The following is a 17,241-nucleotide window of genomic DNA, read 5'->3' on the forward strand; positions in this document are numbered from 1 at the left end:
GGGCCGGGCCCACCGGCTATCGGCGGAGTGCGCTCACCTCAAGTGCCGTGAGGTCAGGCGTTGATGGTGAAGCTGCCGTCGTAGGCCGCCTTGCGCAGACCGCCGGTGAAGCTCTGCGCTGCGCAGTTGATGCCCTCCCTGAGCAGATCGACCTTGAACTTGCCGTGCACCTTGCCGCCGAGGAAGGCGCCGTCGGTGACATTGCCGTCGATCGTGGCGCTGTTGAACATCTGGCCGGTGATGGTCAGCGAGAGGCTGCTCTTGAGGGTCTGGCCGTCCTTGGTCTTCCAGGTGACCGTGCCGGAGCCGGTGGCGGGCGTGGAGGAGCCGCCGATCTCGCAGGACATGGGGACGTCGAAGGCGCCGTTGAAGGTGGCGGTGGCGATCTCCGCGCCCTCGGCCGTGCTGCCGGTGCAGGAGTGGTCCTGCCCGGTGTACTGGACGTTGGTGTCGCGCGGCACCGGGATGGGGAGCAGGCCGGGGGAGAACTCGGCGGTGCCGCCCGCCTGGCAGGAGACGTTCGCGGGTGCGGCTGCCTGAGGTGTGGCGGGTGCCGCGGCCTGAGCGGTGGGGACGGTGAGAACCGCCGCGGAGACAGCGGCGGCGGTGGCCAGGAGGCGGCTGACGGTACATCGACGGGGGGACATGCTCATGCGAGAACCCTTTCGGGACGTGGAACGTGCGATGTGGGACGCGTGCCACGACTACGGAACGTGGTGAACACGTCACCGTGCAATATCCGGAAAGGGCTTCTCACCTGTACGGATGAGTGCGAATCGTTTTTTCGACGGGTGCGGTACACAGGTCGCGCCCCTGGCAGGACCCCGCCTGGCATGTGTCCGTGGCCGCGTCATACCACTGTCCACTGCCGTCTGGACGCTTCGAACTTCAGTGTCATACGGGGCGGTTGAGGCCCCCGTTCCGGGGCAGATGACCGGGCGATTGTTTTGTCATGTGCAGAGACAGGGGGAGACATGTCGTATCCGAGTGGCCCGGGTCAGCAGCCACAACAGCCGCCGCGGGGGGACTCCAACACGCTGAGCATCGTGGGGATCGTCCTGGGGTGCATCGCGCTCATCTTCTGCCCGCCCGGCTTCGGCATCGCGGGGATCGTCTGCGGCGTGGTCGCCAAGAACAAGGGCGAGCGGCTCGCGACCACGGCGATCGGGGTGTCCATCGCCGGGCTGGTCGTCGGCATGATCATCGGCCTGATGTTCTTCCAGGGGATGTACAGCGGCTGATCACCGGCCGTCGCACCGTGCGCGCCGTGCGCACCGAGCGCGCCGCGGGCCCCCGTCCCGAGCCGGACGGGGGCCCGCAGTGCGTCCGGATAAGGGCGGGAGCGGGCATTCCGGCCGGTCATGGGCGGTTGGTCCGCATGATCGAAGTCATCGTCCCGTACCTCTTGACGGTGGGCCCCGGCGAAAACTACGTTCTGGATTCGCGCGGAATTTACTTTCCAGTTTATGGAAACCCTCACCCATCACCGTCGCCGAAGCCTGCGGTGCGCCCCCCTCATCATGAGCGTGGTCATCACGGGACCTCGCCGCGACCCCTAGCGGAAACTCGGGGGCAGTTTGATGACTGCTGTGGATGACCGGTCGCACGCGGAAGCCACCAGCACCGCCAGTTCTGTCCTGTACACCTACGATCTGGCCCCCACGAAGAAGGAGGGGCGCCGCTGGGGCACGTACAACGTCTTCACGCTCTGGGCCAACGACGCGCACAGCCTCGGCAACTACGCCTTCGCCATCGGCCTCTTCGCGCTCGGACTGAGCGTGTGGGGCATTCTGCTGGCCTTCGTGCTCGCCTCCGTGCTGCTCTTCCTGCTGCTGACGCTGTCCGGCTACATGGGGCAGAAGACCGGTGTCCCCTTCCCGGTGATGAGCCGTATCGCCTTCGGCATCAAGGGTGCGAAGATACCGGCGCTCGTCCGCGGCGGGGTCGCCATCGCCTGGTTCGGCATCCAGACCTATCTCGCCTCGGCCGTGCTGAAGTCCCTCCTCGTGGCCATGGCGCCAGGGCTCAAGACGCTCGACGAGCACACGGCCCTGGGCCTCTCCGCACTCGGCTGGATCACCTTCCTGGTGCTGTGGGCGCTCCAGGTGGTCATCGTCAGCTACGGCATGCAGGTCATCCGCCGCTACATGGCCTTCGCCGCACCCACCACCCTGATCACCATGTGCGCGCTCGCGGTGTGGATGTTCGTGCGCGCCGACGGCTCCATCGCGTTCTCCACCGACTCCCCGCTCACCGGCGGCGCGATGTGGCTCCAGGTCCTCCAGGGCGCGGCGCTGTGGGTCGTGATCTACGGGACGTTCGTGCTGAACTTCTGCGACTTCACCCGGTCGGCCAAGAGCCGTGCTTCCATCGTGCGCGGCAACATCATCGGCATCCCCGTGAACATGCTTTTCTTCGCCCTCATCGCGGTGGTGCTCAGCGGGGCGCAGTTCAAGCTCGACGGGCGGATCATCACCAGCCCCACCGACATCGTCCAGACGATCCCGAACACCTTCCTGCTCGCGGTGGCCTCGATCGCCCTCGTCGCGCTGACGGTCGCGGTGAACCTGCTGGCCAACTTCGTGGCACCGATCTACGCGCTCGTCGACCTCTTCCCGCGCAAGCTGAACTTCCGCAGGGCCGGGCTGGTCAGCGCCCTCATCGGGCTGGTGATCCTCCCCTGGAACCTCTACAACAGCCCGCTGGTCGTCAACTACTTCCTCGGCGGGCTCGGTGCGCTGCTGGGGCCGCTGTTCGGCGTGATCATGGCGGACTACTGGCTGCTGCGGAAGTCCAAGGTCAACGTCCCCGACCTCTACAACGAGGACCCGCACGGCGACTACCACTACCGCCGCGGCTACAACCCCCGCGCCGTCTGGGCATTCGTGCCCGCCGCCGGCATCGCCGTCGTCCTCGCGCTGGTGCCCTACTTCAAGCCCGTCGCCGGGTTCTCCTGGTTCATCGGTGCCTTCGCCGGTGCGGCGATCTACGCGCTGATCGCGGACCGCACCTCCGCGTACCGCGACGTGGACGGCGAGGCCATCGCCGTCGCCGCCGAATGAGCCGCTGACCGTCGAGCCGTCGAATGATCCGCCGGACGAGCCGCTGAAAGCCCCCGGTCAGCCGCTCGCCCGGGAACCCAGGAAGGCCGAGCCATGCGCATCCTCGTCGTCAACGTGAACACCACCGCCTCCATCACCGAGTCGATCGGCCGGCAGGCCCGGAGCGTGGCGTCACCGGACACCGAGATCGTCCCGCTGACCCCGCACTTCGGCGCGGAGTCCGTCGAGGGCAACTACGAGAGCTACCTGGCCGCGGTCTCGGTCATGGAGGCCGTCCGCGCCCACCCCGAGCCGTTCGACGCCGTCATCCAGGCGGGGTACGGCGAGCACGGCAGGGAAGGGCTCCAGGAGCTGCTCGACGTCCCCGTCGTCGACATCACCGAGGCCGCCGCCACCACGGCCCAGTTCCTCGGCCGCACCTACTCGGTCGTCACCAGCCTGGACCGCACCGTCCCGCTGATCGAGGACCGGCTGCTGACGGCGGGGCTCAGTGCCCGGTGCGCCTCCGTGCGCGCGAGCGGGCTCGCCGTGCTCGACCTGGAGCGGGACGAGAAGGCCGCCGTCGACGCGATCGTCGAGGAGGCGGCCCGCGCCGTGGAGACCGACCGGGCCGAGGTGATCTGCCTCGGCTGCGGGGGCATGTCGGGCCTGGCGGAGCGCGTGACCGAGCGCACCGGCGTCCCCGTGGTGGACGGGGTCACGGCCGCCGTGACCGTCGCCGAGTCCCTCGTGCGCCTGGGGCTGTCGACCTCGAAGGTGCGGACGTACGCGGCGCCCCGCCCCAAGACCATCGCCAACTGGCCCCCGCGCCCGGGCGCCTGACCCGGTCCCCCCGGCCCCCGGCCTTCCGGATCCGGCTCAGCTCTCGCCGCTCGCGGTGTCCTCGTCGCCGCCCGAAGCGCGGGAGCGGAAGCGCCCGAGCGCGGCGGTACCCGCGACGACCAGGCCGACGGCGGCGACCTTCGCAGCCGAGTAGTAGGTCATCGTCGCGTCCTCCGGCGTGCCGGGCAGCCCGAGGAAGAGCCACAGGACCGCGACGATCCCCACGACGACGAGGCCGGCGGCGCCGACCGGGCCGATTCCCCACCACCAGGGAGCGTCGGGGTGGTGCTGGTCTTCTTCGACGGGCCGCTGCTGCGCCTTGTCGGTCATGCCGGGGTCTCCTGCCGGGGGTGTGACGGGTGGTTCTTCTGAGGTGACGGCGTCCGGGCCCGAACGGTTGCGGACGGCTCCCCTGGCGCGGTGATCTCTGCCGTGACCGGCGGTTTTGTCCCACGGGACGGCCGGGCGCCGTCACCCGAACGGAGTCGTTCACCTGTGCAGGCGTCCCCCGGGCGGCGCACGGTGGGGCGCATGCGGCCATCCAGAGTCGCGGTCGCCATGGCCCTGCCGCTTGTGCTGCTGGTGACGTGCGACGCATCCATGCGAAACGCGGCCCGGGAGCACCGTCGTCCCGGGTCCGAGTCAACGTCTGCCATACCCCGCCCGCACATCGTCTCGCGGGCGGCGTGGCACGCGGACGAGGACGTCGTCCGCGAGCGCGCCTCCTACACACACGGTGTGCGGGCGGCATTCATCCACCACACCGACCACGAGAACGACTACGACTGCGCCGACTCGCCCGCCCTGCTCCGCGCCCTCCAGGAGGACCACGTGGGCAGGGGATGGGACGACATCGGCTACAACTTCGTCGTGGACCGCTGCGGCAACGTCTACGAGGGCCGCTCCGGCGGCGTGAACCGGCCGGTCAGGGGCGCCCACACCATGGGCTTCAACGACGACAGCATCGGCATCGCCCTCCTCGGCACCTTCGAGGAGGGCATGAAGGTGCCCGACGCGGCGCTGACGGCGGTGGCCGAGGTCATCGCCTGGAAGCTGCGCCCCGGCGTGGACCCGCACGGCAGGACCCGGATGGTCTCCCGCAGCGACCAGAGCCGGGTCGATAAAGACACCTCGGCGAGCTTCGACGTCGTGTCGGGGCACCGCGACGCGTACGAGACCGACTGCCCAGGCGACGCGCTCTACGCGAAGCTGCCCGAACTGCGCGACAAGGTCGCCCGCCTCCAGCGCGGCCACCTCCGCGCCGAAGCCTCCGGGGGCTGAAGGGCTGAGGGGCTGGGCCCCCACCGCAGCCTACGGGTCTACGGCGCGGCGGGGGAGGCGTCCGTGATGTGCGTTCCCGGGTCCTGGGCTCCCGGGTCCAGAGCCACCGGGTCCTGGGCTCTCGTGTCCGGGGCGCGCAGGGTGGCGAGCGTGGCGGCCAGCTCCTCCTGGAGGGTGCGCGCCGCGTCCTCCTCGTCGCCCCGGCACACGGCCTCCACGAGCGCGGCGTGCGCGGCGTCGCCGTGGTTGGTGTCCCGCTCGCGCAGCCCGGTCAGCTTCAGCAGCTCGATCAGGCCGCCCCGCAGCACCGGCACGAACTCGGCGAACAGATCGGTGAGCACCGGGTTGTGGGCCGCGGTCACGACGGCGGCGTGCAGCGCGATGTCGGCGTCCACGAACGCGGTGTCGTCGGCGTGGGACGCCTTCCGGCGCGCCTCGACGGCCGCTTCGAGGGCGGCGCGGTCCTCGTCGGTGCGCCGCTGCGCGGCCAGCCGGGCCGCCTGCGCCTCGACGAGCATCCGCACTTCGTAGACGTCGGCGAGCGCTGCGCGGCGCAGCCGGTCGGGCCACTCCTCGGCGGGCCGGGTGGCGGTGACGAAGACGCCCGCGCCCTGGCGGGCGCGCACCAGCCCCGCGCTGGACAGCGCGCGCAGTGCCTCGCGGACCGTCGAGCGGCCGACGCCCAGCTCGTCGGCCAGTGTCGTCTCGCTCGGCAACTTGGCGCCGACGGGCCATGTGCCGCCCTCGATCTCGCCGCGCAGCCGCTCTATGACCCGCTCCACCAGGGGGCTCGGGCGGACGGTGCCGAGGGGCACGCCGCTCACCTCCGTCTCGTCGTCGTCTCGTTGTTGTGTCGTCGCGTCGTCGCGGTCCGTGACCCAGTCACTTGTCTGAGGACCTGATGTGTGCCTAGTCTACCGGCCATGATGCCGCGTGCGCTTCTCCTCCTCGGTTGCCGCGGCGGGGTCTGACCGACCGGCGCCCCGCCGCGGGTGCTCGGGCATTGCTGGTCGCCCACCGAACCCGAGGAAGGCCCTTCCCGTCATGACGCCCACGTCCCCCACGTCCCCCGTGGCCCCGGTGGCCTCCCACCGCTTTCCCGCACTCCGGACCCCCGAAGGGCCGCTTCCCGCGGACGCGCCGTCCTGGAACCCGCAGCGCCCCAGCGCGATGCCGAGCCACCGCTACCGCTCCGTCTTCGGCAGGACCGACGTGCCGCTGACCGGCCGCCGGTGGCCCGAAGCACGCCTGGAGCGGGCCCCGCTGTGGGTGCCCGTCGATCTGCGGGACGGCAACCAGGCTCTGGCCGAGCCGATGGACACCCCGCGCAAACGCCGCATGTTCGACCTGCTCGTCGCCATGGGGTTCAAGGAGATCGAGGTCGCCTACCCGTCCGCGAGCCGAACCGACTTCGACTTCGTGCGTCACCTGGCCACCAGCGGCGCCGTCCCCGACGACGTCACCGTCTCGGTCTTCACGCCCGCCCGCACCGACCTGATCGACCGCACCTTCGAGGCCGTCGAGGGACTGCCGCGCACCCTCGTCCACCTCTACATCCCCACCGCACCCACCTGGCGCGACGTGGTCCTCGGGCGCAGCCGCGCCGAAGTCCTCGGGGTGGTCGAGGAGGCCGCCACGCACATGGCGCGTCTGGCCGCCGCCAGGCCGGGCGCCGACATCCGCTTCGAGTTCTCGCCCGAGGTCTTCGTCCTCACCGAGCCCGACTTCGTCCTGGAGGTCTGCGACACCGTCACAGGACTGTGGGACGCGTCGCCCGACCGCCCGGTGGTGCACAACCTGCCCGCCACCGTCGAGGTCGCCACCCCCAACGTCTACGCCGACCAGATCGAGTACATGCACCGCCACTTGGACCGGCGCGACTCCGTCGTCCTCTCCGTGCATCCGCACAACGACCGGGGTACGGGCGTGGCCTGCGCCGAACTCGCCGTGCTGGCGGGCGCGCAGCGCGTCGAGGGCTGCCTGTTCGGCAACGGGGAGCGCACCGGCAACGTCGATCTGGTCACCCTCGCCCTCAACCTCCACGCACAGGGCGTCGATCCGATGGTCGACTTCTCTGACATCGACGCGGTGCGCGACACCGTCACCGACTGCGTGAGGCTGCCCGTGCACCCCCGGCACCCCTACGGCGGCGACCTCGTCCACACCGCCTTCTCCGGCACCCACCAGGACGCCATCAGCAAGGGGCTGGCCCACCACGCCGAAAGTGCCCGAGCGCTCGGCGTCCCCGAGGAGGAGGCGCCGTGGGCCGTGCCGTATCTGCCCATCGACCCCAAGGACATCGGGCGTGCCTACGAGGCGGTCATCCGCGTCAACAGCCAGTCGGGCAAGGGCGGCATCGCCCACCTGCTCCAGACACACCACGGCCTGGACCTGCCCCGGGCGCTGCGCGCCGAGTTCTCCCGGGTGGTGCAGCACTCGACAGACACCGGAGGAACGGAGGTCACGCCCGACGAGCTGTGGGACCTGTTCCGCGCCACCTACCTCGACCCCGGACACCGGGGACCGGTCGTCCTGGAATCCTTCCGCACCGAGGAAGTGAGCGAGGGCAAGCACCGGTTCACCTGCGAACTGGCCACCGGCGGGGGTGAGAGCAAGGGCGCGTACGAGGGGCTGGGCAACGGCCCGTTGGCGGCCTTCTCCGCGGCGCTCGGCGCGGCGGGCACGCCGGTGGACATCCTCGACTACACCGAGCACGCGACCACCACAGGCCCCGACAGCCCGGCCACAACCTATGTGCGGTGCCGTGTCGGCGAACGGACCGTCTGGGGCGCGGGGCAGGACACGTCGGTCCTCACCGCCTCCGTCCGTGCGGTCACGGCGGCGGTGAACCGCGCCCGCTGACCGGCCGCTTCTCGGACGTCGGCCCGTCGGCCCGTCGGCTCGCAGAGGCGGCGGGCCTCCGCCGCGTCAGCCGTCCGCCGGACTCTTCGCCTCCGGCGCGATGGCGTCCAGCACCGGATACGGGCGTGGATAGCGGGCGCCGAGCCCGTACACGTCGGCCAGCCGGTCGGCGAACGCGGCGGCGATGCGCACCTCGCCGTCGGGGTTGGGGTGGGTGCCGTCCCAACTGTGTTCGGCCGCCCGGAACTCCCTCGCGGTGTCCGCCACGACGAGCGACTCCTCGGCGGCGACGGCCCGGATGCGGTCGTTGACCGCGTCGACCTTCGCAGCGAAGTCCGGTTCGTCCAGGGCCTTCCTGGTCTCCATGACGGTGCCCACGAGGATGCGCAGGTCCGGCGCGGCGCGGCGCGCGTTGGTGACGAACTCGCGGAGGTTGTCCGCGAATTGGGGCGGCTCGACGTCGTACCAGAACAGGTCGTTGATGCCGAGCAGGACCAGCAGGTAGTCGGGCGTGTACTCGGCGACCTTCTCCTCGATCACGTCCTTCTCAGTCACATAGGGGCGGCCCCACTGCGCGTCGTGGTCGCGGTCGAAGTCCGGGTCCGCGTACGTCTCGTCGTCGTCCCCCACCTCCGCAGTGCGGATGTTGTCGAGGGTGTTCTTCGGGCCGACGAGATCGACGCTGACGCCGTGGTGCGTCAGGTGCTTCCAGAAGCGGTAGCGCCACGTCCAGTCGCCGCTGCTGCCGTGGCTCAGGGAATCCCCGACGATCATGATGGGGATGTCGCCCTCGGGTGGTTTCCTCACGGTGCCTCCTCGGGTTCGGGGCATCGGCCGGGTTCAGCGGCGGTCCCCTCGCGGGCGGCGGAGACCGCGTGCCAGCCGCGTCCCGGGGTGTAGCGGCGGACGATTCGGGCCGGGACACCGGCGATGACGCAGTGGTCGGGGAATCTCCCGCGCACGACCGCGCCACCCGCCACGACGACATTGCGGCCGAGCCGGGTGCCGGGCAGCACGATCGCGCCCGTACCCACCCAGCACCCGTCACCGATGGCCACCCGGCTGTTGACCGGGGGCTGTCCGCCGATGGGCCGCCGAGGGTCGGCGTAGGTGTGGTTCTGGTCCGTCACGTACACGTACGGGCCGAGGAACACATGATCCCCGATCGCGATGGACTTGTGGCCCACGATGTGGCTGCCCCGCCCGATGGAGCAGTGTCCGCCGATGTCGACGACGGTGCCGGGGCCGAGGTCCTGGCCGGGGGCCAACCCCGCGGAGATGCTGACCTGCGCCCCCACCAGGGTGTGTTCGCCGATCGCGATGCACTGTTCCCCGAAGATCGCTCCGGGCGGGAAGGCGATGCACGCGCCCTCGCCGATGTGCGCGAAGCGGAGCCGCGCCGGGCGGGCGGCCGATATCCTCCCGTGCTTCTCGGCCTGTGCCCAGAGGAACTGGACGGCATCACAGGCGTACCGGCGCACCCGTTCCGCGAACCGGGTTGTTGCGGCTGCTGACATGCGAACGGTTATGCCCTTTGCCCGTGCATGCCAACAGGGAACGGGGCCCTCCGGCTGCGATATGGCCCCTTCGGGGGGCGCGGGGAGGTGGTCGTTTCGCACGCGCGCTGCACCGGTGAACGCGCGGCCGGTTCCCGGACCCGGGAGCCTCGAGGTCCCAGGCCCGGGCGGTCACCCTCGGAGGGCCGCTCAGCCGTTCAGCCGCTCACCACGCGACGGGCAGCTCGTGCACCCCGTAGACGGCCATGTCGTCGCGGAACGGGATCTCGTCCAGCGGCCGGGCCAGGCGCAGCCCGGGGAAGCGCCGGAGCAGCGTGGGGTAGGCGAGCTGGAGTTCGGCGCGGGCGAGGTTCTGGCCCAGGCACTGGTGAGGTCCCGAGCCGAAGGCCAGATGGCCGCGTGCCTGCCGGTCCACGTCCAGCCTGTCGGGGTCCCCGAAGACCTCGGGGTCGCGGTTGGCCAGGTCGGCTGCGCAGATCACCGCGTCACCTGCCCGGACGAGCTGCCCTCCGATCTCGATGTCCTCCGTGGCGGTCCGCCGCCGTCCCATGTGCGTGATGGTCAGATAGCGCAGCAGCTCCTCGACCGCGCCCGCCACCCGCTCAGGCCCGCCGTCGCGTACGGCGGCGAGCTGGTCCGGGTTCCTGAGCAGCGCGCACGTGCCGAGAGCGATCATGTTGGCCGTCGTCTCGTGCCCGGCCACGAGCAGCAGCCGCGCCTGCTTGGCGCACTCGTCGAGGGTGCTCTGCCCGGTGGCGTACTGCTGGGTGGCCATGCGGCTGAGCAGGTCGTCGCCCGGCTCACGCGCCTTCGCCGCGACGAGGGCGCTGAGATAGTCCGTCAGCTCCTGGGAGGCGGTGAGCGCGTCCCCCGGGGTGCTGCGGGTGTCGACGATGACGGCGCTGGCCCGCTGGAAGAAGCCGTGGTCCTCGTAGGGGACGCCCAGGAGTTCGCAGATGACCAGGGAGGGCAGCGGCAGCGCGAAGCCGGTGACCAGGTCGGCCGGTGGCCCGGCCTCCTCCATGGCGTCCAGCAGCTCGGTGACGATGCGCTCGATGCGCGGACGCATGGCCTGCATGCGCTTGACGGTGAAGTCCCCGGTGAACCGGCGCCGCTGTGCGGCGTGTTCGGGCTCGTCCATGGTGAGGAACGTGCGGTTGTGGGCCCTCGTGGCCTCTCCGGCCGCGCTGATGCTCGGGTATCCGGGGCGCCTGTTGTCGGCGCTGATGCGGGGGTCGCGCAGGACCGCGACCTGGTCCGAGTGCCGGGTCACCAGCCATGCCGTGGACCCGTTCCACAGCGACACACGTGCCAGCGGCCCCTCCTCGCGCAGCCGGCTCGTCGTCGGAGGGGGATCGAAGGGGCAGCCTGACGCGCGGCGTGTGGTGAAGGCGGGGGCGGTGGGCGCTTCGGTCATCGTCGTCCTTCCACGGTGGTGCGGGGTGCTTCGAGGTGGCCGGGGGTGGTCCGGGCCGGTCCGGGCCGATCCGGAACGGGGCTGGCCGGGGCCCGCCCCTCCGCGCGTCAAGAGGAGAGCGCGATGGCCGCGGCCGGACAGAGCTGGGCGGCTTCCCGGACCGCGGGGTGGGTCTCCTCGGGCGGTGCCTCGTCGAGGACGACGACGGTGCCGTCCTCGTCGCGCTGGTCGAACACCTCGGGCGCTGCCAGGACGCACTGTCCGGCGCCGCAGCATTTGTCGGCCTCCACGGTGATCCGCATGTCGGTCTCCTCACGGGGGATCGGGAGAACGGAAGACGTGTTACTTAACAAAAGTAACTACGTGCTGCTGACGGTAGCAGCGCGAAAGGCCCGCGAGAATCCCCTCGTACATGTATGGGGCATGTTTCTGGCCACGGGCCCGCACGCGCGGCCCGGACGGGACTCCGACGACACCCCCTGGCCCCGCCGGCGCCCGCCGCACGGGCCCGTGACCCCGGTACACGAAGGCTCGGCACCGGGCGCCGTACGGCATCATCGGGGCGTGGACCACTCCGACTCGCCCCGCCCGACGCCGATGGCGGGGCTCTACGACTCCCTCTCGGCGCTCGCCTACGTCATGACCGGCAACCAGGCCCACTCGCGCCTGCGTTCCGAGTCGGGCCTCACCGTGGACCGCGGCGCCCTCGCCCTGCTGCGGGCGCTGGCGCGGGCCGGTGAGCCGCTGCGCATGGGGGAGTTGGCCGAAAGACTGATGGTCAAGGCGCCCCACGTCACGCGCGAGGTCCGCCGTCTGGAGGAGCGCGGGCTCGTGGAGACCGCGCCCGAGCCCGGCGACCAGCGGGTGCGCCGTGCGGCGATCACCCGCGAAGGCCGGGAGGCGGTGGCCCGCGCCGAGGAGACGGGACGGCAGTGGCTCACCGACGCGCTGGAGGACTTCTCCGCCGACGAGCTGCGGACGACGGCCGTGGTCATCGACCGCATCGTCGACACGTACCGGCGCTGACGCACCGGGACCCGGGACCCGGGACCCGGGGTCTCGCACCCCTCTCTGGCCCGGCACCCCCGCCGGATGCCTCCCGGCGCCGGGGGCTTGTCAGTGGTGCGTGCGACGCTGAGGAAATGGGACCGGCACCCCGTGGAGAGGGCACAGCGGCGGGGCCGCCGGGGCGGGGGAGACGGTCCGGTGGCGGGCCGGGCCGAGAGGAGGCGGAGGTGCCGTGAACGGAGCGCGGAGCTGGGCCGAAGCGGGCGGGCGCGGTCTGACGGGCGCCCAGCGGCGGGCCCTGCGCGATGCCGATCCCCGCACGGGCGAGCTGCACGGCCACCCCGCCACCCTGGCCAAACTCGTCGGATACGGCCTCGCGCGCACCTACGGGCCGCGCCGCGCCCGCTATCTCACCCCCACCGGGTGGGAGATGCGTACCAGCCTGCTGCGCTCGGGCGGCGCTGACCGTGGCGGGGGAGAGGGCGAGCGGGGTGCGGGGGCGGGTGCGGGACGCGCGGGGCCTGGCGGATCCGGGGACACTGCCCGTAGCGGGGGCTTCGTCGCGACGACGGGGGACGAGCGCGTGGACGGCCCCCGGGAGGCGGACCAGGAAACGGCTCCGGACGCCGCCGCGGCGCACGCGGCGGCAGCCGCGCGGGCCTGGGAGCAACTGCTGGAGATCCGCCGCATCACCAACACGGACCTGCCCGCGCCCCTGGAGGTCCCCGCCGAGTGGGAACGGCACCGCATGGTCCACGCCGTGGCCCTCGCGCTGGAGGCCGCCGGTGTCCCGCCCGCGGCCCGCGCGGCGGGCGGGCGCTTCACACGGGAGGGGTACCGCGTGACGGATCCGCCGGAGCCGGAAGCGCGTGGCGCGGTGCGGGTCGAGTGGCGCATAGCCGCCGGACCAGCCGCTCCGGCGCCGGGGCCCGAGCCGGGCCCCGAGCCGGAGCCGGGGCCGCCTGCCGGGCTGGCGCTGTGCGCGCGCGAGCTGGAGGCGCGGGGCTGGACCACGGAGCGGTATCTCGACGCCGGACGCCGCCCGTATCTCGTCGTCGCCCCACGCTCCGCCACGTACCCCGCGCCCGCATCTGCACCCGCCCCCGCACCCCGTACATGACATGCGCCATCCCTGGGGAAGGCTGAAAACCGTGCCGATGCCCGGCAGTATGTGCGAGGGCGGCGGCAGCCGACGGCACCGGTCGTCGGCGGTGACGAGAAGGAGCAGTCCAGATGAACCTCGAAGAGGCACGCGCCCGCTTCACCGCGCTCAGGACAGCCGAAGGCCCCGTCTCCACCGACGAACTGGACCGGATCTGGGCCGCCTTGGAGACCGTGCGGCCGGAAGAGATCCTGGGCGCCTGGAAGGGGGACGAGTTCCGCACGGGCCATCAGCTGAACGGCAGCCTCGCCAAGATCGGCTGGTACGGCAAGACCTTCCACTCCGTCATGGACGCCAAGCCGCTGATGTGCCGCGACGCCGAGGGCGAGCTGTACTCCGACACCAGGACGGGCAAGGGCGAGGCCAGCCTGTGGATGGTCGAGTTCCGCGGCGAGTCGACGGCGACCATGGTCTACGACGGCCAGCCCGTCCTCGACCACTTCAAGCGGGTCGACGCGAACACCCTCATGGGCATCATGAACGGCAAGGGCACGCTCGACGGAGGGCGGCACTACTACTTCCTCCTCGAACAGGTCTGAGCACACGCTCACGGCACCCCCTGTACGTCCCGTCCCACGGCAGCACCTCTTCCAGCACCGGTGTCGGCGCACGGCCGAGAACGCGAGGAACCGTCATGCGTATTCAGGCAGCATTGGTCGAGTCCCCTGGCGGGCCCTTCACGGTGCGGGACGTCGACCTCGCGCCGCCCCGGGCTGACGAGATCCTGGTCAGAATGACCGCCACCGGCATCTGCCACACCGACCTCAGCACCCGCGGCGTCTGGCCGCGACAGCGCATGCCCATGGTCTTCGGGCACGAGGGCGCCGGAGTGGTGGAGGAGGTCGGCAGAGAGGTGACCTCCGTGGCTCCCGGCGACGCGGTGTGTCTCAGCTTCCGCAGCTGCGGCGCCTGCGAGATGTGCGCCGAGGACCACCCCGCGTACTGCCTCCGTGGCACGGCCCTCAACTCCAGCGGGGGCAGAGGCGACGGCACCACACCGCTCTCCCGCGACGGAACCCCGGTCTTCGGGGGCTACTTCGGCCAGTCCAGCTTCGCCACCCACGCGCTCGCCCACGAGTCGAACACCGTCCGCCTCCCCGCCGGTCTGCCGCCCGTCCTCGCCGCACCGCTCGGCTGCGGTGTGCAGACCGGCGTGGGCACCGTCCTCAACGTCCTGTCCCCGACCGCGGACTCGCACCTCGCCATCTTCGGTGCCGGAGCCGTGGGCCTGAGCGCGCTCATGGCCGCGGTCGCCTCCGGGTGCCAGGTCGTGATCGTCGAACCCGTCACCGCCCGGCGCGCGCTGGCCGAGGAACTGGGGGCCAAGGCGGCGATCGCACCCTCGGAAGCGGAGGACACGGTGGCCGCCATCCGCGATCTCACCGGCGGCGGTGCCCACCACGCCCTCGACACCACGGGCAGGCCCGATGTCATCGGCCAGGCCGTCGCGGGTCTGCGCCGTCGCGGCGCGCTCGCGCTGGTCGGCATGGGCGCGAAGCTCTCCCTCGACATCATGACGCTGATGGGCAAGGGCATCTCCCTCCACGGTGCCCTAGAGGGCGACGCGGTGCCGACGGAGTTCATCCCCCGCCTGATCAGGCTCCACCGGCAGGGGGATCTGCCGGTGGACCGGCTCGTCACCACCTTCCCGTTCGCCGAGATCGAGTCCGCGGCGCGGGCCGCCGCCTCCGGCGAGGTCATCAAGCCCGTCCTGACCTTCCCCTGACGGGCGACGTGTGACGGGCGACGTGTGACGTGTGACGGGCGCCGGACCAGCCATGACGGCCGGCTGGCGCAGGTTCAGGCGTGGACCACGGGCCGCCCCGTCAGCTCGACACCCGCCGCGCGCAGGTCGTCAGCGCCCGCTCGGTGGTGTCGGGAGCAACCCCCGCCGTGTAGTCGAGCAGGACGCGCGCCGCGAACCCCTCCCGCACGGCGTCGAGCGCGGTGGCCCGCACGCAGTGGTCGGTCGCGATGCCGACGACGTCGACACACTCGACACCGCGCTCGCGGAGCCAGTCGGCGAGGGCGGCACCGTCTTCGGTGGCACCCTCGAAGCCGCTCTTGGACGCGGAGTGGGCACCCTTGAAGAAGACCTCGTCCACGGCGGCGGACTCCGCCGTGGCGGCGAAGTGCGGGTGGAAGGCGGCCCCTTCCGTACCGGCGACGCAGTGTGCGGGGAAGGAGTCGTGGAAGTCGGGGTGCGGGGAGAAGTGGTCGCCGGGGTCGATGTGGTGGTCGCGGGTGGCCACCACATGTGCGTAGTCGCCCCCGGTCTCCTCCACCAGCCCGGCGATGGCGCTCGCCCTGTCCGCGCCTCCCCTGACCGGGACGCTGCCTCCTTCGCAGAAGTCCTTCTGCACGTCGATGATGAGCAGTGCGCGTCGGGCCATGGCCTGCGGTCGCTCTCTTCTCGCGGACGTTCCGCCTGAAGCACTGCCCACGTCCGACGCGCGCGCCGCCGATCCCGCCCTACGTTCACCCGACCGAGGGGGCACGGCCGAGGGGACCGACGGGTCATGCCTGGCCGGGCCGATGGCGCGGGGCGGACGCGCACACCGTCGTGCCCGGTGAGGGCTCCCGTGTTCGCGGGGGAGGGTGTGCCAGGCTGGGGGCCTCACCCTGGCCCCGCCCGCCCCCGGGCTTGGTCCTGGTCACGGCCGAGGGCGCAGGGTGGACGAACGAGCGCAAGCGATGCCTTGAGGAGTGCCCCGTATGTCGAAGCCACCGCTTCCGGAAGCGGCAGTCGCCATGTTGGAGAAGGCCAACCCGTCCGTCATCACGACGCTGCGGTCGGACGGCCAGCCGGTGTCCACGGCCACCTGGTACCTCTGGGACGGCGGCCGGGTCCTGGTCAACATGGACGACGGCCGCAAGCGGCTGGAGCACGTACGCAACGACCCCCGGGTCACGCTCACCGTGCTGGACGAGAGCAACTGGTACACGCACATCAGCATCATCGGCCGCGTCGTGGAACTGCGCGCCGACGAGGGTCTGACGGACATCGACCGGCTGGCCCGCCACTACCTCGGTGAGCAGTACCCCCAGCGCGACCGCACCCGCACCAGCGCCTGGATCGAGATCGACCGCTGGCACGGCTGGGGCTCGCTGAAGGACAGCAGCCAGCCGGGCTGACGCGGCGTCACCGGTGCCGCGCGGTGGGCCCTGCCTGGCCGGGCCCACCGCGCGGGCGGCGCGCAAGGGCTCCCTTGAGCCCATAGTTGTCAACTTTATGGGTGGGGCGCTATATAAGAAGGCGTAGGGCATCGCACGCAGTGCGTAGACGAAAGGGAGAGACCTGTGATGCTCATGCGCGCCCGCGCGTTCCGCGAACCGGCCGGGGCTTCTCTGTGCGAGGGGGGAGCGGCATGACGTTCGACGAGCTGGTCGAAGAGGTCAGACAAGAAGGCCTGTATCCCACCAGGGAGAAGGCCGAGCGGATCACGCGTACCGTGCTGGCGGCGCTCGGCCGCCAGGTGACCGGCGAGGAGCGGGTGGAACTCGCCGCCCTCCTGCCCGGCCCCGCGGCGATGGAGTTCGCCGCGCAGATCCCCGCGACACAGCGGCTCACCGGCTTCGGATTCGTCCAGGACATCGCCTCCCGCACCGGCACCTCCGTGGGTCCCGCGCGCTGGGACACGGGCTCCGTCCTGTGCGCCGTCGCCAGGCTGATGGACCCCGGCCTTCTCGCGCGGATCCTCGCGCAACTGCCCGGCGGGTACGCGCTGCTGTTCGGCCAGGCCCAGCTCACCCCCACGTACACGCCCGCGCCCACATCCGTGTCGACGGTGCCGGCCTGACCCGAGGCCCCGCCCCTCCGCTTCGGCCCGGCCCTTAGAACACGCGTCGGCCGTACGGACCGGCCGCACAACGGCGCCCGGGACGAAGCGTCGGAGGGGCTTCGTCCCGGGCGCCGTGCCTGCGCTACCGGTAGGAGGCGGGTAACCCCGTGGCGCGGGTTCACACCACCGCGGGCCGATTTCTTACGCGTCCACGGTGCCCTCCTCGCCCTCTTCCTCCGGTGTGTTCTCGATCTCTTCGCGTATGCGGCGGCAGGCGCCGGAGATGAGGCGGGAGACGTGCATCTGGGAGATGCCGAATTCGTGGGCG

General features: G+C 71.6%; 18 protein-coding genes and 1 pseudogene. 11 read left to right on the forward strand and 8 right to left on the reverse strand.

Going from position 1 to position 17,241, the window contains the following annotated elements; genetic code table 11:
• Nucleotides 1–53: 53 nt before the first annotated feature.
• Nucleotides 54–653, reverse strand: coding sequence for a hypothetical protein (locus ACYVOO_RS40015; RefSeq protein ID WP_461020640.1), 600 nt, complete (start codon nucleotides 651–653; stop codon nucleotides 54–56).
• A 321-nt stretch (nucleotides 654–974) separates the two neighbouring features.
• On the opposite strand from ACYVOO_RS40015, the gene ACYVOO_RS40020 reads away from it, so the two are divergent.
• From ACYVOO_RS40020 to ACYVOO_RS40030, 3 genes are all read left to right on the forward strand, one after another.
• Nucleotides 975–1,241, forward strand: coding sequence for a hypothetical protein (locus tag ACYVOO_RS40020; protein ID WP_461020641.1), 267 nt, complete (start codon nucleotides 975–977; stop codon nucleotides 1,239–1,241).
• A gap of 339 nt (nucleotides 1,242–1,580) precedes the next feature.
• A complete protein-coding gene (locus ACYVOO_RS40025; protein WP_461020642.1) occupies nucleotides 1,581–3,062 on the forward strand; it encodes an NCS1 family nucleobase:cation symporter-1 in 1,482 nt (493 codons plus the stop codon).
• Nucleotides 3,063–3,155: 93 nt separating this feature from the next.
• Nucleotides 3,156–3,884 (forward strand): aspartate/glutamate racemase family protein, encoded by a 729-nt coding sequence (locus ACYVOO_RS40030; protein WP_453349769.1) that lies wholly within the window; start codon nucleotides 3,156–3,158, stop codon nucleotides 3,882–3,884.
• Nucleotides 3,885–3,920: 36 nt separating this feature from the next.
• On the opposite strand, the gene ACYVOO_RS40035 is transcribed toward ACYVOO_RS40030, so the two are convergent.
• The gene (locus ACYVOO_RS40035) at nucleotides 3,921–4,214 is read right to left on the reverse strand and encodes a hypothetical protein (protein ID WP_461020643.1); all 294 of its coding nucleotides are present in this window, start codon (nucleotides 4,212–4,214) and stop codon (nucleotides 3,921–3,923) included.
• A gap of 201 nt (nucleotides 4,215–4,415) precedes the next feature.
• On the opposite strand from ACYVOO_RS40035, the gene ACYVOO_RS40040 reads away from it, so the two are divergent.
• Nucleotides 4,416–5,165 (forward strand): peptidoglycan recognition protein family protein, encoded by a 750-nt coding sequence (locus ACYVOO_RS40040; protein WP_453349767.1) that lies wholly within the window; start codon nucleotides 4,416–4,418, stop codon nucleotides 5,163–5,165.
• Between the two features lie 38 nt (nucleotides 5,166–5,203).
• Here the strand turns inward: ACYVOO_RS40040 and ACYVOO_RS40045 are convergent, their stop codons facing one another.
• Nucleotides 5,204–5,980 carry a FadR/GntR family transcriptional regulator gene (locus ACYVOO_RS40045; RefSeq protein WP_461020644.1) on the reverse strand — a complete coding sequence of 259 codons (777 nt, stop codon included), beginning with the start codon at nucleotides 5,978–5,980 and terminating at the stop codon, nucleotides 5,204–5,206.
• A gap of 229 nt (nucleotides 5,981–6,209) precedes the next feature.
• On the opposite strand from ACYVOO_RS40045, the gene leuA reads away from it, so the two are divergent.
• Nucleotides 6,210–8,027 carry a 2-isopropylmalate synthase gene (leuA, locus tag ACYVOO_RS40050; protein ID WP_461020645.1) on the forward strand — a complete coding sequence of 606 codons (1,818 nt, stop codon included), beginning with the start codon at nucleotides 6,210–6,212 and terminating at the stop codon, nucleotides 8,025–8,027.
• Nucleotides 8,028–8,093: 66 nt separating this feature from the next.
• Here the strand turns inward: leuA and ACYVOO_RS40055 are convergent, their stop codons facing one another.
• The 4 genes from ACYVOO_RS40055 to ACYVOO_RS40070 all read right to left on the reverse strand — a co-directional run bounded on the left by ACYVOO_RS40055 (nucleotide 8,094) and on the right by ACYVOO_RS40070 (nucleotide 11,263).
• On the reverse strand, nucleotides 8,094–8,834 hold the full coding sequence (locus ACYVOO_RS40055) for an SGNH/GDSL hydrolase family protein (RefSeq protein WP_461020646.1): 741 nt from the start codon (nucleotides 8,832–8,834) through the stop codon (nucleotides 8,094–8,096).
• Nucleotides 8,831–9,544 carry an acyltransferase gene (locus ACYVOO_RS40060; protein WP_461020647.1) on the reverse strand — a complete coding sequence of 238 codons (714 nt, stop codon included), beginning with the start codon at nucleotides 9,542–9,544 and terminating at the stop codon, nucleotides 8,831–8,833. The genes ACYVOO_RS40055 and ACYVOO_RS40060 overlap by 4 nt, the downstream gene beginning before the upstream one ends.
• A gap of 205 nt (nucleotides 9,545–9,749) precedes the next feature.
• Complete coding sequence (locus tag ACYVOO_RS40065) at nucleotides 9,750–10,961, reverse strand: cytochrome P450 (protein ID WP_461020648.1); 1,212 nt, start codon at nucleotides 10,959–10,961, stop codon at nucleotides 9,750–9,752.
• A gap of 107 nt (nucleotides 10,962–11,068) precedes the next feature.
• Nucleotides 11,069–11,263, reverse strand: a complete 195-nt coding sequence (locus ACYVOO_RS40070) for a ferredoxin (protein WP_461020649.1) — start codon at nucleotides 11,261–11,263, stop codon at nucleotides 11,069–11,071.
• A 262-nt stretch (nucleotides 11,264–11,525) separates the two neighbouring features.
• Here ACYVOO_RS40070 and ACYVOO_RS40075 point away from each other — a divergent pair, with 262 nt between their 5' ends.
• The 4 genes from ACYVOO_RS40075 (at nucleotide 11,526) to ACYVOO_RS40090 (ending at nucleotide 14,857) form a co-directional block, all read left to right on the forward strand.
• Entirely contained in the window at nucleotides 11,526–11,987 is a 462-nt protein-coding gene (locus ACYVOO_RS40075) for a MarR family winged helix-turn-helix transcriptional regulator (protein ID WP_461020650.1), read from the forward strand.
• A 214-nt stretch (nucleotides 11,988–12,201) separates the two neighbouring features.
• A complete protein-coding gene (locus ACYVOO_RS40080) occupies nucleotides 12,202–13,089 on the forward strand; it encodes a hypothetical protein (RefSeq protein WP_461020651.1) in 888 nt (295 codons plus the stop codon).
• A gap of 113 nt (nucleotides 13,090–13,202) precedes the next feature.
• Nucleotides 13,203–13,670 (forward strand): DUF4334 domain-containing protein, encoded by a 468-nt coding sequence (locus ACYVOO_RS40085; RefSeq protein ID WP_461020652.1) that lies wholly within the window; start codon nucleotides 13,203–13,205, stop codon nucleotides 13,668–13,670.
• 95 nt (nucleotides 13,671–13,765) lie between these two features.
• Entirely contained in the window at nucleotides 13,766–14,857 is a 1,092-nt protein-coding gene (locus tag ACYVOO_RS40090) for an NAD(P)-dependent alcohol dehydrogenase (protein ID WP_461020653.1), read from the forward strand.
• 74 nt (nucleotides 14,858–14,931) lie between these two features.
• Here ACYVOO_RS40090 and ACYVOO_RS40095 read toward each other — a convergent pair.
• A pseudogene (locus tag ACYVOO_RS40095) lies at nucleotides 14,932–15,524 on the reverse strand (isochorismatase family protein).
• A 322-nt stretch (nucleotides 15,525–15,846) separates the two neighbouring features.
• Between ACYVOO_RS40095 and ACYVOO_RS40100 the strand changes: the two are divergent.
• Entirely contained in the window at nucleotides 15,847–16,266 is a 420-nt protein-coding gene (locus ACYVOO_RS40100; RefSeq protein WP_461020654.1) for a PPOX class F420-dependent oxidoreductase, read from the forward strand.
• A gap of 233 nt (nucleotides 16,267–16,499) precedes the next feature.
• A complete protein-coding gene (locus tag ACYVOO_RS40105; protein ID WP_461020655.1) occupies nucleotides 16,500–16,931 on the forward strand; it encodes a DUF2267 domain-containing protein in 432 nt (143 codons plus the stop codon).
• The last annotated feature ends 310 nt before the right edge of the window (nucleotides 16,932–17,241 follow it).

Source organism: Streptomyces daliensis (assembly GCF_054782395.1).

Bases quoted from the DNA above. Each gene is read 5' to 3' on its own strand.
- ACYVOO_RS40070 (WP_461020649.1), bottom strand. From the start codon at position 11,263: ATGCGGATCACCGTGGAGGCCGACAAATGCTGCGGCGCCGGACAGTGC.
- ACYVOO_RS40085 (WP_461020652.1), top strand. From the start codon at position 13,203: ATGAACCTCGAAGAGGCACGCGCCCGCTTCACCGCGCTCAGGACAGCC.
- ACYVOO_RS40040 (WP_453349767.1), top strand. From the start codon at position 4,416: ATGCGGCCATCCAGAGTCGCGGTCGCCATGGCCCTGCCGCTTGTGCTG.
- ACYVOO_RS40065 (WP_461020648.1), bottom strand. From the start codon at position 10,961: ATGACCGAAGCGCCCACCGCCCCCGCCTTCACCACACGCCGCGCGTCA.
- ACYVOO_RS40090 (WP_461020653.1), top strand. From the start codon at position 13,766: ATGCGTATTCAGGCAGCATTGGTCGAGTCCCCTGGCGGGCCCTTCACG.
- ACYVOO_RS40020 (WP_461020641.1), top strand. From the start codon at position 975: ATGTCGTATCCGAGTGGCCCGGGTCAGCAGCCACAACAGCCGCCGCGG.
- ACYVOO_RS40025 (WP_461020642.1), top strand. From the start codon at position 1,581: ATGACTGCTGTGGATGACCGGTCGCACGCGGAAGCCACCAGCACCGCC.
- ACYVOO_RS40105 (WP_461020655.1), top strand. From the start codon at position 16,500: ATGACGTTCGACGAGCTGGTCGAAGAGGTCAGACAAGAAGGCCTGTAT.
- ACYVOO_RS40060 (WP_461020647.1), bottom strand. From the start codon at position 9,544: ATGTCAGCAGCCGCAACAACCCGGTTCGCGGAACGGGTGCGCCGGTAC.
- ACYVOO_RS40030 (WP_453349769.1), top strand. From the start codon at position 3,156: ATGCGCATCCTCGTCGTCAACGTGAACACCACCGCCTCCATCACCGAG.
- ACYVOO_RS40100 (WP_461020654.1), top strand. From the start codon at position 15,847: ATGTCGAAGCCACCGCTTCCGGAAGCGGCAGTCGCCATGTTGGAGAAG.
- ACYVOO_RS40015 (WP_461020640.1), bottom strand. From the start codon at position 653: ATGAGCATGTCCCCCCGTCGATGTACCGTCAGCCGCCTCCTGGCCACC.
- leuA (WP_461020645.1), top strand. From the start codon at position 6,210: ATGACGCCCACGTCCCCCACGTCCCCCGTGGCCCCGGTGGCCTCCCAC.
- ACYVOO_RS40035 (WP_461020643.1), bottom strand. From the start codon at position 4,214: ATGACCGACAAGGCGCAGCAGCGGCCCGTCGAAGAAGACCAGCACCAC.